The following is a 15,145-nucleotide window of genomic DNA, read 5'->3' on the forward strand; positions in this document are numbered from 1 at the left end:
GTCACGCATCCGACAAGACGATGTCGCGCTCAATGCGTGGATGACGAAGGCGCTGGTGTGCGCGGCTGCGGCAACGCATAGGCGATCAGGCTGTCACCCATTTTCGTGCCAAGCGAACCGTGCCCACCCGCCATCAATACCACGTACTGGCGCCCGGTCTTGTCCGAGACGTAGCTCATGGGAATCGCCTGCCCGCCTGCCGGCAAACGTGCCTCCCACAACTGCTTGCCATTGCGCAGGTCGTAAGCACGCAAGTAGTTATCCAACGTGGCACTCATGAACATCACACCCCCACCGGTTACGATGGCCCCTCCCAGGCTGGGTACACCCAATGGCAGGGGAATCGGCAACGGTGCATTGTCGATCACCGTACCATTGCGATGCATCCAGACTTTCCTCATTGTCTTCAGGTCCACCGCCGCGACGTAGCCCCACGGCGGCGCCTGGCAGGGAATACCCACGGGCGACAGCAACGGGTGCAGGTCGACCGCGAACGGCGTTCCCGTCATCGGCTGCAAGCCCTGTTCATTGCCGGTGCCGCCCTTGGCATCGACCTGGTCGCGACGATGCAGGTGTGACACATAGGCGACGTAATTGGGATTGCCCACCAGCACCTGTCGCACTGGATCCACGGCCACACCACCCCAGTCGAACACACCGTAGTTGCCAGGATAGATTAATGAACCTTGTTCCGATGGCGGCGTGAACATGCCGTCGTAGCGCAGCTGCTTGAACAGGATGCGGCACATCAACTGATCGAACGGCGTGGTGCCCCACATGTCGCTTTCGCGAAGCGGACGATCGGGCTTGAACGACAACGCCGAGAACGGCTGTGTTGGCGCGCTGCGGTCGCCTTCGGCGGCCCCCTGCGGTACGGGCTGCTCGGGTGCCGGCACCATCAGTTTGCCGTCGCGACGATCGATCACGTAGATATCGCCGCGCTTGGTCGAAGCAATCACCACCGGCACCTTGCCCTGTGGCGTATCCAGATCCATCAGGTTGGGTTGGCCACCGACATCCATGTCCCACAAGTCGTGATGGACAGTCTGGTAGACCCAGCGCAACTTGCCCGTGGCGATGTCCAGCGCCACGATGGAACTGTTGAATTTCTCGCCCTCCGGGTAACGATTACCGCCCCAGATATCCGGCGTCTGGTTGCCCATGGGGATGTACACCATACCCAGCTTTTCATCGACGCTGGACACGCTCCAGGAATTGGGCGAGTTGTGCTTGTAGAACTGGCCGTCGGGCAATGGCATCGTCTGGTACGGGTTGGCCGCATCCCAGTTCCATAGCAGCTTGCCGGTCTGGATGTCGTAGCCACGGATCACGCCAGAAGGCTCATGTGTGGAATCGTTGTCGGTCACGCTGGCCGACACGATCAACACGTGTTGCGTGACCGCCGGTGGCGATGTCGGGTTGAGGAACCCGCGCTGGGTCATCGACATGCCCTGGTTCAGGCCAATCACGCCCTTGTCGCCAAAATCCTGGCAAGGCTGCCCGTTGTCGGCATTGATGGCGACAATGGTGGCGTCGGCGGTAGGCGCGAAGATACGACGCGGACAGTTGTCGACCTGGATCGTTTCGTTGGCCACAGCGCCATGCGCGGCCATGACGGGCTTGTTCGGATCCCCCGCTCCCGGCGCCACCGCGGGCACTGGCGCTGACGATGACGCCGGACTGGGAACGGCAGCGGCGTAGGCGCCGGAGTCGTAGTACGCCACGCCACGGCAAATCATGTGCTGGTAGGTCTTGGCGTCGCGGTTGATTTTCGGATCGAAACGCCACAGCTCCTTGCCGGTGTCCGGATCGAGCGCGATCACGATGTTGTGCGGCGTGCACAGGTACAGCTTGCCGTTGGCCTTGAGCGGCGTGACCTCGTTGGCGATCTCGGTGGGATCGCCCGGCCCCTTGAAATCACCGGTATGGAAGGTCCATGCCGCCTGCAATTGCCCCACGTTCGCAGGCGTGATCTGGGCAGCAGGCGCATAGCGGTCACCGAAGCCAGTACGGCCATAGGCGGGCCAGTCATTGGGCGCCACACCCGAGCCGTCGTCACCCGTCGCAGCCATCGTAGCCTCGGGCAGGCTGCCGGCCAGCGTGTGATAGTCGGTGAAGTAGCCCACCGCGCCGATCACGGCAACGGCCAGCAGTACCAGCCATACCGGCCCGGTGCCTCCCCGCCCCACCCACAGCCGACCTGCCACCCAAGGCATGACCAGCCACAGGCCGAACACGAACCACATCGCCAGTCGCGGCACCAGTTGCCACCAGTCCAGGCGCACCTCGATCACGGCCCAGGCCGCTGTCGCCAGCATCACCAGCGCATATAGCCCCAGTGCCGCGCGGCGCCCACGGACCACCAGCACGCCGTCGACAGCCAGCGCCAGGCCAGCCACCAGGTAGTACCAGGAGCCACCCAGCCGCAACAGCCAGGCACCGCCCGAAGCCAGCAACAACCCTGCCAGCACAAAAATTGCGCCCGTGATCCACAACCAAGCGCCAGGTCTTGCTGTCTTAGCCATGGCTCTTAACCCCTAAACTGACCGGCCGCGACAGGCAGCCAGGAACGGGCATGGTTCTGGACCTTTCGTCAGTATTTCGTGACGGCAAGCGGGAGCTAAACCAAGCGAAATCCAGCATCTCGACGCAAGATTTTGCTTTGGATCACAATATGCCCAAAGTACCTCCAGACTTGACCCCAACAGCCGATATCGCTGCTACCATCGCGACCGGAAAGAGGTGTCGTCGGGGGGCGGTCTTCTTCTTAGAATTTTCCATCAACGCGTAGCCCGAGAACGGCCCTTCGCACTTGTCGAAGCCCGTCGTTTTCCAAGACCTGGGAGTGCGGGGAATGTTGAAAGCCAAGGGAATGCCCCTGTGGGCGCAGCACATGGCCGTGGCGGTCGGTTATGCCGTGGCCGGCTACTTCCTGCAGCAATGGGTCATTTCTCACTTCCAGCCGTACTCCGGTTTGAGGCTCGCCCTGCTACTGATGCTGCCCAGACGCTTCTGGCCCGCACTCGCCGTGGGCGAGCTAGCTTCGCTTGGTCAGGTGGCAATCGAATGCGGTCCGCTGTATGGGTGGGGCTGGGCCGCGATGCGTGCATTTCCGCCGATCCTGCTGGCGATGCCGATCGTGCACGCCTTCCGCAATCATTGGCCACGCTTGAACGATCGCCTCTCGGCCAACATAGCCCCGATGCTTGCCTGCACGCTGGCCGTCGCCACGGTGTGGGCGACGTTCTCTTTGGCCACGTTCATGTCCCTGCGCGTGCCAGCTGGCTATGTGCCTCCGCCGTACTACTTGCTGGCCGCCCGTTACTTCCTGGGCCAGTGCGTGGGCATCATCACTTTCACGCCAATCCTGCTGTGGTTGAACGAGACGCTTACCCGCTCGCATTGGCGCGAGGTGTGGAACGAATTCATCGTCGATCGCCTGGCGCTGGAAAGCACAGTCATCCTGTTGCCCTCGCTCGCCTTCCTGACCTGGCTGGCGATCAAGGGCAGCGGTGAACTGACCCAGGTCGCGCGCATGGCCATGTTCCTGCCGGTGGCAGCGCTGACGCTGCGTAACGGCTGGCGCGGTGCGGTCATCGGCAGCGCCATGGCGAGCATCTGCGTGATGATTGCCATGCCCGCCGCGCGTGACCCGGCCACGGTATCAGCGCAGGCGTTCATTACCCTGACCAGTGGCATTCTCATGCTGCTCGGCAGCCGTATAAGCCTGCTGCACGAGCGCGAGCAACGTCAGCGCATGGACGAGCGCCGTGCCATGCAACTGGCCCAGAACAATATCCTGCAAAGCGAGAGGCGGCTGCACCAGGCTGCCGAAGCCCTGGAAGACATGCGCGACATCATGGCGGTGTCCCAGGATTTCATGTTCGATCGCATCCAGCGCATGCTGTCGCCGACCGAGCAGCGCAATTTCCGCCGCGATAACGCGCAGACTCAGCAGCGCCTCTATCAGCTGGCCAGTGGCCTGTCGCCGCGTCTGCGTCGCGAACAGGATCTGCCGGTAACATTGAGCAACGGGAACCTCGCCCGAGCCCTGGACGAAGCCGGCGTGGCCTATCACTGCGAAGTGCAGAACCGCATTCCTGGGCAACTGGGCCCGGTGCTGCCGCTGGCCCTGTATCGCCTGGCTTGCGAAGCGGCACTGCACATGTGCGCCGAGTACCGCACGCGCCGAATCCACTTGCGCCTGCGCCTGGGCATGACTGGCGATCAGGTATGGGCCTTGCTCACCCTGGATGGGCGTGAAGCCGAAAACGAGCCATTGGCTAACGTCAGCGTGCTGCAACGCCACCTGGGCGCCAGCGGCATGGACCTGGACACCCTGCGCAGCCAGACCAAGATATACGGCGGCAACCTGCGTGTACGCTCCAGGGAGGAAGGTCCACGCATTACCCTGCTGCTGACCGACGAAGCGGACTCGCAGGCTGCGGCCTGAACAAGCCCAACGCCTTTTCCCTCGTCCCGGCAGTCGCAGGGACGGATACAAAAAAGCCCCGCCATTGGCGGGGCTTTGTTACTTGCGTAAAACCGCTTACTGAACGCGCGGCTGGGTCACTGCCGAGCAATCTTCCGGGTTCTTGCAGGTACTGGTGGACATCAACAGCATGCCGTTGCTGAGCGGGGTCACAGCCACCTTGGTCTGGGATGCGCTATCGGCATAGACCGTCTCGGTCGAGCCCGCCTGGGTGCCTGCCGGCGCGGCGGCAGCCTGCGTCTGCGGGGTGCTCACGCGCGAAGCGTCCGAACCCAGCGGCAACACCAGGAATTGACCACCCGCGGCGGCTACGGCACCGCGTACCTGGCCTGCGGCGTCATTGACCTGCAAGTAGCGCACGCCGTCACGCACGAACACGTAGACATGGTAGTTGGCGCTGGAGCTGACATCCTGCGCATTGGGCCAGGACTGGCCCAAACCAGTACCACCCTGGGAATCATCGGCCAGCACCGGCGTAGCAAATGCCAGGGCGAGCAAACCAGCCATGGCGGCAGGGCGATAGAAGCATTTTTGCAATTTGAGCGAACCGAACATGGCGACATCCCCTTGAAAAGGTCGAGGAAAAACGATTAACCAGCCCTACCCTGTGCCAGCGTAATTCCGGGCGGGCACCAGCATGGCAATGCCGGGCCGACCGCGTCATCCTGCACGATCTTCCGACGTGATGAGAGTCTCATATTGGTCGGCCCTCGGCCCAGGCTCGATCATCGCCTTTCGCCGAGCCTGACCAACATACCGGCCATATCATGGCGGCCGGGTGAACGAATGGTGCCCCCGATACGATTCGAACGTACGACCTTCCCCTTAGGAGGGGGACGCTCTATCCAACTGAGCTACGGGGGCATCCGGTAGATTTTGACATGGATCGGACGCCGGCGCGATCCGGCTCGCGGGACCGGCCTGCTAGAATTGTCGTTTTCCCGGCGCCCACGGGCGCCCTGTCGGCTTCAGGAGTAGGCATGTCGCACGAAATCCTCAAAGCGCTCGGTCTGGGCAGCGAGCAATCCGGTACGTATCTGGGCCAGGGCGAGTGGTCCAAGACCACCAACGCCGGCGCATTGCAACCGGTCAACCCCGCTACCGGCGAGGTCATCGCCAGCGTGCATGCGTCCAGTTCGGCCGACTATGAGGTCATCATCAAGCGTGCCCAGGAAGCCTTCAAGGTATGGCGCACCACCCCTGCCCCGCAGCGCGGCGAAGCCGTACGCCTGTGCGGCGAGGCATTACGCAAGCACAAGGATGCCCTGGGCTCTCTGGTCGCTCTGGAGATGGGCAAGATCAAGCCCGAGGGCGATGGCGAAGTGCAGGAAATGATCGATATCGCCGACTTTGCCGTTGGCCAGAGCCGCATGCTCTACGGCTACACCATGCATTCGGAGCGTCCGGGCCATCGCATGTACGATCAGTACCAGCCGCTGGGCCTGGTCGGCATCATCAGCGCATTCAACTTCCCGGTCGCGGTATGGGCATGGAACGCCATGCTGGCGGCGATCTGCGGTGACGTATGCATCTGGAAGCCCTCGCCCAAGACGCCGCTGTCGGCCATTGCCACGATGAAGATCTGCAACGAGGCACTGAAGGCCGGCGGTTTCCCGGACATCTTCTTCCTGTTCAACGACGCCGGCACCGACCTGTCGCAGGCCTTCGTCGACGACAAGCGCATTCCGTTGATCAGCTTCACCGGCTCGACCAAAGTTGGCCGCATGGTGGGCGAGCGTGTCGCCAAGCGCATGGGCCGTTCGCTGCTGGAACTGGGCGGCAATAACGCGATCATCGTCGATGAAACAGCCGACCTGAAGCTGGCGATTCCCGCCATCGTGTTCGGCGCCGTCGGCACGGCTGGCCAGCGCTGCACCACCACGCGCCGTCTGTTCGTGCACGAATCGATCATCGACGACGTCACCGCCAAGCTGGTTACCGCCTACAAGCAGGTAGAGGGCAAGATCGGCGACCCCACCCTGTCGACCACGCTGATGGGCCCGCTCAACAGCGCCGACGCGGTACAGGCGTATCTGACTGCCATCGAAAAAGCCAAGGCCAGCGGCGGCAAGGTGCTGACCGGCGGCGCCGCGCTGACCGATCGCAAGGGTCATTTCGTGCAGCCGGCCATCGTCAGCGGCGTGAAGAACAGCGACGACGTCGTGCAGACCGAAACCTTCGCGCCGATTCTCTACGTGATGCCGTTCAAGACGCTGGACGAAGCCATCGAATTGCAGAACAGCGTGCCGCAGGGCCTGTCCTCGGCCATCTTCACGCAGAACCTGAAGTCGGCCGAGCAATACCTGTCGGCGGCCGGCTCGGATTGCGGCATCGCCAACGTCAACATCGGCACGTCGGGCGCCGAGATCGGTGGCGCTTTCGGTGGCGAGAAGGAAACCGGCGGTGGTCGCGAGTCGGGCTCGGATGCATGGAAAGTCTACATGCGCCGCCAGACCAACACGATCAACTACTCCAACGCCCTGCCACTGGCGCAGGGCATCAAGTTCGACCTGTAAGAAGTCTTGCCGCAATACCCGGACGGGGCACCTGGGGTCCCGTCCGGGCTGGCACACGAAGGCAAGGAATACCGCGTCATGTCTCCTCCCCCATCCTCCATGCCTTTTGATTTTCACGGCTACCGCGTGGTGGTTGCCGGTGGCAGCCGCGGCATCGGTCGCAGCATCGCGCTGGCCTTCGCCCAGGCGGGTGCCGCCGTCTCGATCTGTGCACGCGAACAAACCGCGCTGGACGACACCCGGCAAGCCATGGCCGCGACCGGGGCCACCGCGCATGCAGCCTCCTGCGACCTGGCCGACGGCGACGCCATTGCAACGTATATCGCGCAGGCCGCCGCGTCGCTCGGTGGCATCGACGTGCTGGTCAACAACGCCAGCGGTTACGGTTTTGCCGATACCGACGAAGGCTGGACTGCCGGTTTCAACGTCGACCTGATGGCGGCGGTGCGTGCCTCACGCCATGCCTTGCCGTACCTCCAGGCATCGCCACGCGCCAGCATCGTGCACACCTCGTCTATCGCAGGCTTTCATCCCAGCGCACGCGGTCCGGCCTACGCGGCGGTCAAGGCAGCCCTGAACCAGTACACCACGTCGCAAGCGCTCTCCCTGGCTACCGAACGCATTCGCGTGAATGCGGTAGCACCCGGCTCGATCGAATTCCCCGATGGCCTGTGGGATCGGCGCAAGACCGAAGCTCCCGAACTTTATCGCGACACGCTTGCACGTATTCCGTTTGGGCGCTTCGGCCAGCCGGAGGAAATCGCCCACGCGGTGCTGTTTCTCGCCTCTCCCTGGGCGAACTGGATCACTGGCCAGACGCTGTGCGTCGATGGCGGCCAACTACTGACAGGCTGACTGCCCATGTCCGAACTCAAATCCACCGAACGCTTCAGCGACCGCGTCGAGGACTATGTCCGCTATCGTCCGGATTATCCGCCTGCCCTGCTCGATTGGTTGCATCGCGCGCACGGCGTGACGCCAAGCTGGTCGGTCGTGGACGTAGGGGCTGGCACAGGCATCTCCAGCAAGATGTTCCTCGACGGTGGACATCGCGTGACGGCGGTAGAGCCCAATGCAGCCATGCGTGGCGCCGCGCAACGATGGCTCGGTCATTACACTGGCTTCCACGCGATCGACGGCACCGCGACCGATACCGGCCTGCCCGACGCTCATGCCGACCTGGTCTCCGTGGCCCAGGCCTTTCACTGGTTCGAGCCGGCAGCGACTCGCGCGGAATTCCGCCGCATCCTGCGCCCCGACGGCCTGGCGGCGATCTATTGGAATTCGCGCCGCCTGTATGGCACGCCGTTCCTGGAAGGCTACGAGAAACTATTGCTGGAATACGGCACCGACTACACCAGCGTGGCCGAGCGTTACGCCGATGAAGACTTCATGCGCGACTGGTTCGGTGAAGGGTATCGCGGTACCGCGCATTTCGACCACGAGCAGCAACTTGATTTCGACCAGGTGCGCGGCCGCCTGATGTCCTCGTCTTACGCGCCCAAACCGGGCCATACCAACCACGAACCGATGATCGCCGCGCTACGTGATCTGTTCGATGCCTGCGCCCAAGAAGGTCGCGTCGGCTTCGACTACGATACGCGCGTCTACGTCGGTCGCTTCGGGTAATCGCCATGTACGACAAACTGCGTTCCCTGCTCTTCCTGCTTGAACCGGAAACGGCGCACCACCTCACGCTGTATGGCCTGGGTGTCGCCCAGCGGAGCCATTTTGCCCACATCATCGCCAAACCGCCGGCCAACCTGCCGACGAGTGTCTTTGGCATCCCTTTTCCCAATCCGGTCGGCCTGGCCGCCGGCCTGGACAAGAATGCCGATCATCTCGATGCGCTCGCCACGCTTGGCTTTGGCTTCATCGAGGTGGGCACCACCACGCCACGCCCCCAGCCGGGCAACGACAAGCCACGCATGTTCCGCCTGCCGCAGCACGAGGCGGTGATCAATCGCCTTGGCTTCAACAACGCCGGGGTCGATGCACTCGTGCGCAACGTGCAGGCGTCGGGCTTTCGCGGCGTGCTGGGCATCAACATCGGCAAGAACAAGGACACGCCCAACGAGAAAGCGGTCGACGATTACCTGTTCTGCCTGGAGCGCGTCTACGCACACGCCAGCTACGTCACGGTGAACATCTCCTCGCCCAACACTCAAGGGTTACGCGACTTGCAGGAGGAGGCCACCCTGCGCCGCTTCGTTGAAACCTTGCGCGAAGCACAGGAACGACTCGGCTCGCAGAGCGGCAAACGCAAGCCGATGTTGCTCAAGATCGCCCCCGATCTGTCCGAGGCCGAACTCGACGCCATCGCCGAAGTGCTGCTGCAAGCCGGTGTCGATGGCGTCATCTGCACCAATACCACCATCGATCGTACTGCCGTGGCCGGCTCGCCCCACGCGGACCAGGCAGGCGGCCTGTCCGGCAAACCGTTGTTCCAGCGCTCCACCGAGGTGCTGCGTGGCATGCGTCAACGCCTGGGCGCGCAAGTCGGCATCATCGGCGTGGGCGGCATTCTCGACGGCGACAATGCCGCCGACAAGATGACCGCTGGCGCCAATCTGGTACAGATCTATTCGGGCATGGTCTATCGCGGCCCCCACCTGATCGGCGAATGCGTCGAGGAAATCCGTCGCCGACAGGGAGACGATACATATGCGAGCTGAAGTGACCGACATGGGCGGTTACACGCTCACTGAAAATGCACCGTTGGGCGCACGCAACACGTTGCGCGTACAAGCGCGTGCCGCCCTGCTTGCCGATATCCACGATGCGACCAAATTACCGGAGCTGCTCGACTTCCCGGCCATTGGCAAACGTCCTTTGCTGGTATTGGGCGAAGGCAGCAACATGCTCTTCACTGGTGACTTTGACGGCACCGTGCTGGCGATGGCTACGCGCGGTGTGCAACTGGAGCACGATGGCGATCATGCGCGCATTGCCGTGGCCGCAGGCGAACGCTGGGATGACTTCGTGCGCTGGACCCTCGGCCAGGGCTTGGCCGGGCTTGAAAACCTGATCCTGATTCCCGGCACGGTGGGCGCTGCGCCCATCCAGAATATCGGCGCCTACGGTGCGGAAGTGGCCGAGTTCATCGAGAGCATAGAAGCCTGGGATATACGCGAGCGTCGCGTAGCCGTGCTCAGCAAACATGACTGCGCGTTCGCCTATCGCGACTCGATATTCAAGCGCGAGCCAGGGCGCTACATCGTGACGGCGGTGCGCTTCATCCTGCCTCGCCAGCGCGCACTGCGCCTTGACTATGCAGGCATCGGCGAAGAACTTGCGCGCATGGGCATCGATAAACCGGCACCTTTCCATGTAGCCGAAGCAGTTGTACACCTGCGTTCGCGCAAATTGCCGGACCCGGCCGTGATCGGCAATGCGGGGAGTTTTTTCAAGAATCCCATCGTGGAGGATGCTGTGGCCGAACGCATCCGCACCGCACATCCTGAGCTGGCATCCTGGCCAGCGCAGCCAGGCAAGACCAAGTTGTCGGCCGCCTGGCTGATAGAGACCGCCGGTTTCAAGGGCCTGCGCGAAGGCGATGCAGGTATCTCCCATCGCCATGCCCTGATATTGGTCAACCATGGCAAGGCCAGTGGTACGCAGCTTTGGGCCTTGGCGCAAAAAGTTGTTGACGGGGTACGAGAACGCTTTGGCGTGACGCTTGAGCCCGAGCCGGTCGTCGTCGGCGCCTGATCCATAAAAACCTGGCTTGTCCATCGTCCCGACACAGACCGAACGTGAATGGTTTGGCTTTGATGAGGCAACAGGCGCCAGATTCCCTCCCTCCTCGAACGGGATTTGCCCAAATGACAATGTCGATGCGAGGTTTCTGGAAACTTTCTTCAGTTGCGGTTTGGCAGTTTAGAGCTCCCAACCAACACAGAAATCCGCAGGCAATCCCATCGCTTTCACGTTTTTGAGAGCCACACCATGACACGATCGCTGCTTTGCAATCGCAAGGAGTCATCGCATGGCCAACGTGAAAGTTGCTGAGGTATTGACCTCCATACTGGCGCAGGCAGGTATCGCGCGCATTCACGGTGTAGTTGGCGATAGCCTCAACGGCATTACCGAATCCCTGCGCCAGCGCGGCGATATCGAGTGGGTGCACTATCGCCATGAGGAAGCAGCTGCATTCGCTGCCGGCGCCGAATCGCAGCTTACCGGCAACCTGGCCGTGTGCGCGGGCTCCTGCGGACCAGGCAACCTGCATTTGATCAATGGGCTTTACGACGCCCATCGCACGCGCACCCCCATGCTGGCGATTGCAGCGCATATTCCCTCCGCCGAAATCGGCAGCGGTTATTTCCAGGAAACCCATCCGCAAAGCCTTTTTCAGGAATGCAGTCACTACTGCGAAATGGTCAGCAGCCCATCGCAGATCCAGCGTGTGGTCGGCAACGCCATCCGCGCCGCCGTCGGTCAGCGTGGCGTTGCGGTCATCGTGCTCCCCGGTGATGTGGCCCTCGCCGAAGCCGCCGAGGTCACGTCGGTTGCCGAAGGCCTGCTGCCCGCGAAGGCTGTCGTCACACCGCAAGCGGAAGACCTCGAACGCCTGGCCAGCCTGCTGGGCCAGGGACGCAAGGTCACCCTGTTCTGCGGCCGCGGCTGTGCCGGTGCCCACGATGAAGTCATCAAACTGGCCGAAACACTCAAGGCGCCCATCGTGCATGCGTTGGGCGGCAAGGAGCATGTCGAATGGGATAACCCATACGATGTCGGCATGACCGGCCTGATAGGCTTCAGCTCCGGCTACGAAGCCATGATGAATTGCGACACGCTGTTACTGCTGGGCACCGATTTCCCGTATCGGCAATTCTTTCCGACCGACGCCAGGATTTGCCAGGTCGATATCCGCGCCGAAAACCTCGGTCGACGCTGCAAGCTGGATCTTGGCCTGGTCGGCGACGTCAAGGCCACGATCGAAGCCTTGTTACCGCGCCTGAAGCCAGCCAGCGACGAAAGCCATCTCAAGGCCAGCCTCGCCAGCTACAAGAAGGCGCGCGAAGGCCTGGACGAACTGGCACAGGGCAATCGCGGTGCACGCCCGGTGCATCCGCAGCACGTAGCGCGCATCGTCAGTGAAATCGCTGCCGAAGATGCCATTTTCACCTGCGACGTCGGCACGCCCACCATCTGGGCCGCACGCTATTTACGCATGAACGGCAAACGGCGCCTGCTCGGATCGTTCAACCATGGTTCGATGGCCAATGCGATGCCCCAGGCCATTGGCGCGCAGGCAACCTATCCGCAGCGCCAAGTGGTGAGCCTGTCCGGCGACGGTGGCTTTGCGATGCTGATGGGGGATCTGCTCACCTTGGTACAACACAAGCTGCCGGTGAAGATCGTGGTAATCAACAACGGTACGCTGGGGTTTGTGGATCTGGAAATGAAGGCTGCCGGTTTCCTGCCTGTCGGCGTGCAACTTGACAATCCCGACTTCGCCGCGCTGGCGCGCGCAGCAGGCATTCACGGGATACGAGTGGAAGACGCGGGGGACCTGGAAGACGCCGTGCGTGAGGCATTTGCGCACAAGGGGCCTGCCCTCGTCGACGTGGTGACCAACCGCCAGGAACTGGCCATGCCACCGAAGATCCAGTTGGAACAGATCAAAGGATTCAGCCTGTGGGCCTTGCGCACCGTCATGAACGGACGCGGTGACGAACTGCTCGAACTGGCAAAAACCAACCTGCGATAAGTTCAGGGGACAGCGGGTGCAGGCCGGCTGTTACTTCCTGCGAGCCTCGGCACGCGCGGCTCTTAGCGCCTTGAGCTTTTCGCGCAGCTTGATCTCCAGCCCGCGCTCCACCGGCTCGTAGAACAGCATACCTTCCAGCTCATCCGGGAGGCATTGCTGATCGAGGGCGATGCCGCCCTCGGCATCATGATCGTATTGATAGCCCTGGCCATATCCCAGGCCCTTCATCAATCTGGTTGGCGCGTTGCGCAAGTGCATGGGTACATCCAGCGTACCTGTCTGACCGACCACGGCGCGAGCCTGGTTGTAGGCCACGTAAGCTGCATTGCTCTTGGGCGCGATCGCCAACCAGATGGCCAGTTGGGCCAGGCCGAGCTCGCCCTCGGGACTACCCAGGCGCTCGTAGGTATCCCAGGCATCCAGCGCCATGCGCCAGGCTCGCGGCTCGGCCAGGCCAATGTCTTCCACGGCCATGCGAGTCATGCGTCGTGCCAGGTATGACGGGTCCACACCACCATCGAGCATGCGCGTGAGCCAGTACACCGCTGCATCCGGATCGGAGGAACGCACGGATTTGTGCAGTGCTGAAATCTGGTCGTAAAACTGTTCGCCGCCTTTGTCGAACCGGCGCGTGCGATCGGCCAGGACCTGGGCCAGGGTCGTATCGTCGATGGCATCGTCGACGGCCAGTTCCGAAGCAATCTCCAGCAACGTCAAAGCACGACGAACGTCACCGTCAGCCGCCTTCGCGATCAATTGCAGGGAGGCTTCGGAGACTTTCAACCCCAACTCACCCAGCCCACGCTCGGTGTCTTCGAGCGCATGCTTGAGCGCAGCCACGATGTCTGTCGCAGACACGGCTTCGAGCACATGGACGCGGCAGCGCGAGAGCAAGGCCGAATTGAGCTCGAACGAGGGGTTCTCGGTGGTGGCGCCGATGAAGATGATCACGCCACGTTCGATATGCGGCAGGAAGGCATCCTGCTGCGCTTTGTTGAAACGATGCACCTCGTCGACGAATAACACGGTGCGCCGCCCCTGGGCGAAGTTGGCTTCCGCCTCAGCCAGGGCCTTGCGTACGTCTGGCAAGCCGGACAGCACCGCCGAGATGGCCCGGAAATCGGCGTCGGCATAGCGCGCCACCAGCAAGGCCAGCGTGGTCTTGCCACAGCCCGGCGGCCCCCACAGCACCATCGAATGCACGCGCCCGGCCTCCAGCGCCCGACGCAGGGCCTTGCCTGGAGCAAGTACCCGCTGCTGGCCGACGATCTCGTCCAGGTTTCGCGGCCGCATGCGTTCGGCGAGCGGCTTGAGCGCGTCAGACTCGGGAAAGAGATCGGAATTGGAAGGAGACAGGGGCATGGAAACGACGGGGACTCAGGCTCCGGGCTGCGTGTCGCGGGGCGACTTCAGCAAGCTCCACGCCATACCGGCAATCAACAGGGCGCCAAGGATCAACACAACCCAAAGCACGGGACGCGTCCAATCATAGGGCACCTTGGGTGGCTTGAGGGCACCGGGACCGGCTTCATCCACGCGATTGCCCACCGCGGCCACGGGCGGCAACCAATGATCGTCACCCTTGGCCTTGCGCAGCTTCTCCAGTGAGGCGGCGATCGGATAACTACCGCGTGTGGCTTCGTAGCTGCCCGCCAATAAGCGGTAAGGCCCCTGCCCCTCGGCCATGAACATATAGGTTTCCGGCATCCAACCCACTTGCAATGCGGGCGCATTGGCCAGTGCGGTATCGGCGTGGACGCGCAGGTACTGCGTCGTTTGCATCGTCCACTGCAGCGACGTGGGCTCGTTGCTGCCCTTGACCCGCACCGCATCGACCGAACCGACCGACGACCACGCAAGCTTGCCGTCGCTTTCGAGCGTGCCCAGTGACACGGTAATGTGCGCCGCCACATTACCAGCCGGCAAGACGAGCCTGGCCGACTCCAGTGGCAACGGGGCGCTCAGCTTGTAATCGAAATCGTTGCCGCGCTTGGGGCTGCCATCGACCGGGACGTTCATCCATTGCAACGAAGCCAACGGATCGGCGGATGCCAGGACATAGCTGCCCTCCAAACGCACCGCAGGTGTCTGTCCCGCACGCCAGTCGACATCGCCATCGACCAGTCGCACACGGTAGTAACGCGCTGGCTGATCGCCGGCAACGCTCAGGCTCAGTTGTTCGACGTGGTCGCCACCACCGTCGTCGTCCTTGGTGCTGCTGACACGCGTCAGGCTCTGTATGTCGCCGCGTGGCGACCAGGTCTTCAGGTCGTCGCTGCTATCGACCTGCACATGGATGTCGAAATCCTGCTTGATCGATTCAGGCGCGACGTTGATCGTATCCACGCCTGCGCTGCGACCGGCATCGATCAGCCATTGCGTGGGCTTGGCCGAGCCGCCAGCCTGCTCGTTGGTGTGATC

The 15,145-nt window shown here is 62.6% G+C and carries 12 protein-coding genes and 1 tRNA gene; 8 read left to right on the top strand and 5 right to left on the bottom strand.

The genetic code is table 11. The annotated features are described in order from the left end of the window. Positions 1–29: 29 nt before the first annotated feature. Positions 30–2,525 carry a glucose/quinate/shikimate family membrane-bound PQQ-dependent dehydrogenase gene (locus tag VF436_RS03240; RefSeq protein ID WP_330902545.1) on the bottom strand — a complete coding sequence of 832 codons (2,496 nt, stop codon included), beginning with the start codon at positions 2,523–2,525 and terminating at the stop codon, positions 30–32. 50 nt (positions 2,526–2,575) lie between these two features. Between VF436_RS03240 and VF436_RS03245 the strand changes: the two genes are divergently transcribed. Continuing rightward, on the top strand, positions 2,576–2,791 hold the full coding sequence (locus VF436_RS03245; RefSeq protein ID WP_330902546.1) for a hypothetical protein: 216 nt from the start codon (positions 2,576–2,578) through the stop codon (positions 2,789–2,791). A gap of 63 nt (positions 2,792–2,854) precedes the next feature. After that, on the top strand, positions 2,855–4,453 hold the full coding sequence (locus VF436_RS03250; RefSeq protein WP_330902547.1) for an MASE1 domain-containing protein: 1,599 nt from the start codon (positions 2,855–2,857) through the stop codon (positions 4,451–4,453). Positions 4,454–4,549: 96 nt separating this feature from the next. Here the strand turns inward: VF436_RS03250 and VF436_RS03255 are convergent, their stop codons facing one another. Both VF436_RS03255 and VF436_RS03260 read right to left on the bottom strand, forming a co-directional pair. After that, positions 4,550–5,047, bottom strand: coding sequence for a hypothetical protein (locus VF436_RS03255; RefSeq protein ID WP_330902548.1), 498 nt, complete (start codon positions 5,045–5,047; stop codon positions 4,550–4,552). 232 nt (positions 5,048–5,279) lie between these two features. Next, positions 5,280–5,356: transfer RNA gene (locus tag VF436_RS03260), tRNA-Arg, on the bottom strand. Positions 5,357–5,472: 116 nt separating this feature from the next. Between VF436_RS03260 and VF436_RS03265 the strand changes: the two genes are divergently transcribed. The 6 genes from VF436_RS03265 (at position 5,473) to poxB (ending at position 12,724) form a co-directional block, all read left to right on the top strand. Then, a complete protein-coding gene (locus VF436_RS03265) occupies positions 5,473–7,008 on the top strand; it encodes an aldehyde dehydrogenase family protein (RefSeq protein WP_330902549.1) in 1,536 nt (511 codons plus the stop codon). 78 nt (positions 7,009–7,086) lie between these two features. Then, entirely contained in the window at positions 7,087–7,863 is a 777-nt protein-coding gene (locus VF436_RS03270; RefSeq protein ID WP_330902550.1) for an SDR family oxidoreductase, read from the top strand. 6 nt (positions 7,864–7,869) lie between these two features. Then, complete coding sequence (locus VF436_RS03275) at positions 7,870–8,637, top strand: class I SAM-dependent methyltransferase (RefSeq protein WP_330902551.1); 768 nt, start codon at positions 7,870–7,872, stop codon at positions 8,635–8,637. Between the two features lie 5 nt (positions 8,638–8,642). After that, positions 8,643–9,683 (top strand): quinone-dependent dihydroorotate dehydrogenase, encoded by a 1,041-nt coding sequence (locus VF436_RS03280; RefSeq protein ID WP_330902552.1) that lies wholly within the window; start codon positions 8,643–8,645, stop codon positions 9,681–9,683. Then, complete coding sequence (murB, locus tag VF436_RS03285; protein ID WP_414649804.1) at positions 9,673–10,719, top strand: UDP-N-acetylmuramate dehydrogenase; 1,047 nt, start codon at positions 9,673–9,675, stop codon at positions 10,717–10,719. Before VF436_RS03280 ends, murB begins: the two co-directional genes overlap by 11 nt. Positions 10,720–10,996: 277 nt before the next feature. After that, on the top strand, positions 10,997–12,724 hold the full coding sequence (poxB, locus tag VF436_RS03290; RefSeq protein ID WP_330902553.1) for a ubiquinone-dependent pyruvate dehydrogenase: 1,728 nt from the start codon (positions 10,997–10,999) through the stop codon (positions 12,722–12,724). Positions 12,725–12,754: 30 nt separating this feature from the next. Here the strand turns inward: poxB and VF436_RS03295 are convergent, their stop codons facing one another. Together VF436_RS03295 and VF436_RS03300 are read right to left on the bottom strand one after the other, a co-directional pair. Continuing rightward, entirely contained in the window at positions 12,755–14,086 is a 1,332-nt protein-coding gene (locus VF436_RS03295) for a replication-associated recombination protein A (RefSeq protein WP_330902554.1), read from the bottom strand. A 15-nt stretch (positions 14,087–14,101) separates the two neighbouring features. Next, the coding region (locus VF436_RS03300; RefSeq protein WP_330902555.1) for a DUF3999 family protein at positions 14,102–15,145 on the bottom strand (1,044 nt) is incomplete at its 5' end.

Origin of the sequence: Dyella sp., assembly GCF_036384435.1 — a bacterium.
Classification (GTDB): domain Bacteria; phylum Pseudomonadota; class Gammaproteobacteria; order Xanthomonadales; family Rhodanobacteraceae; genus GSA-30.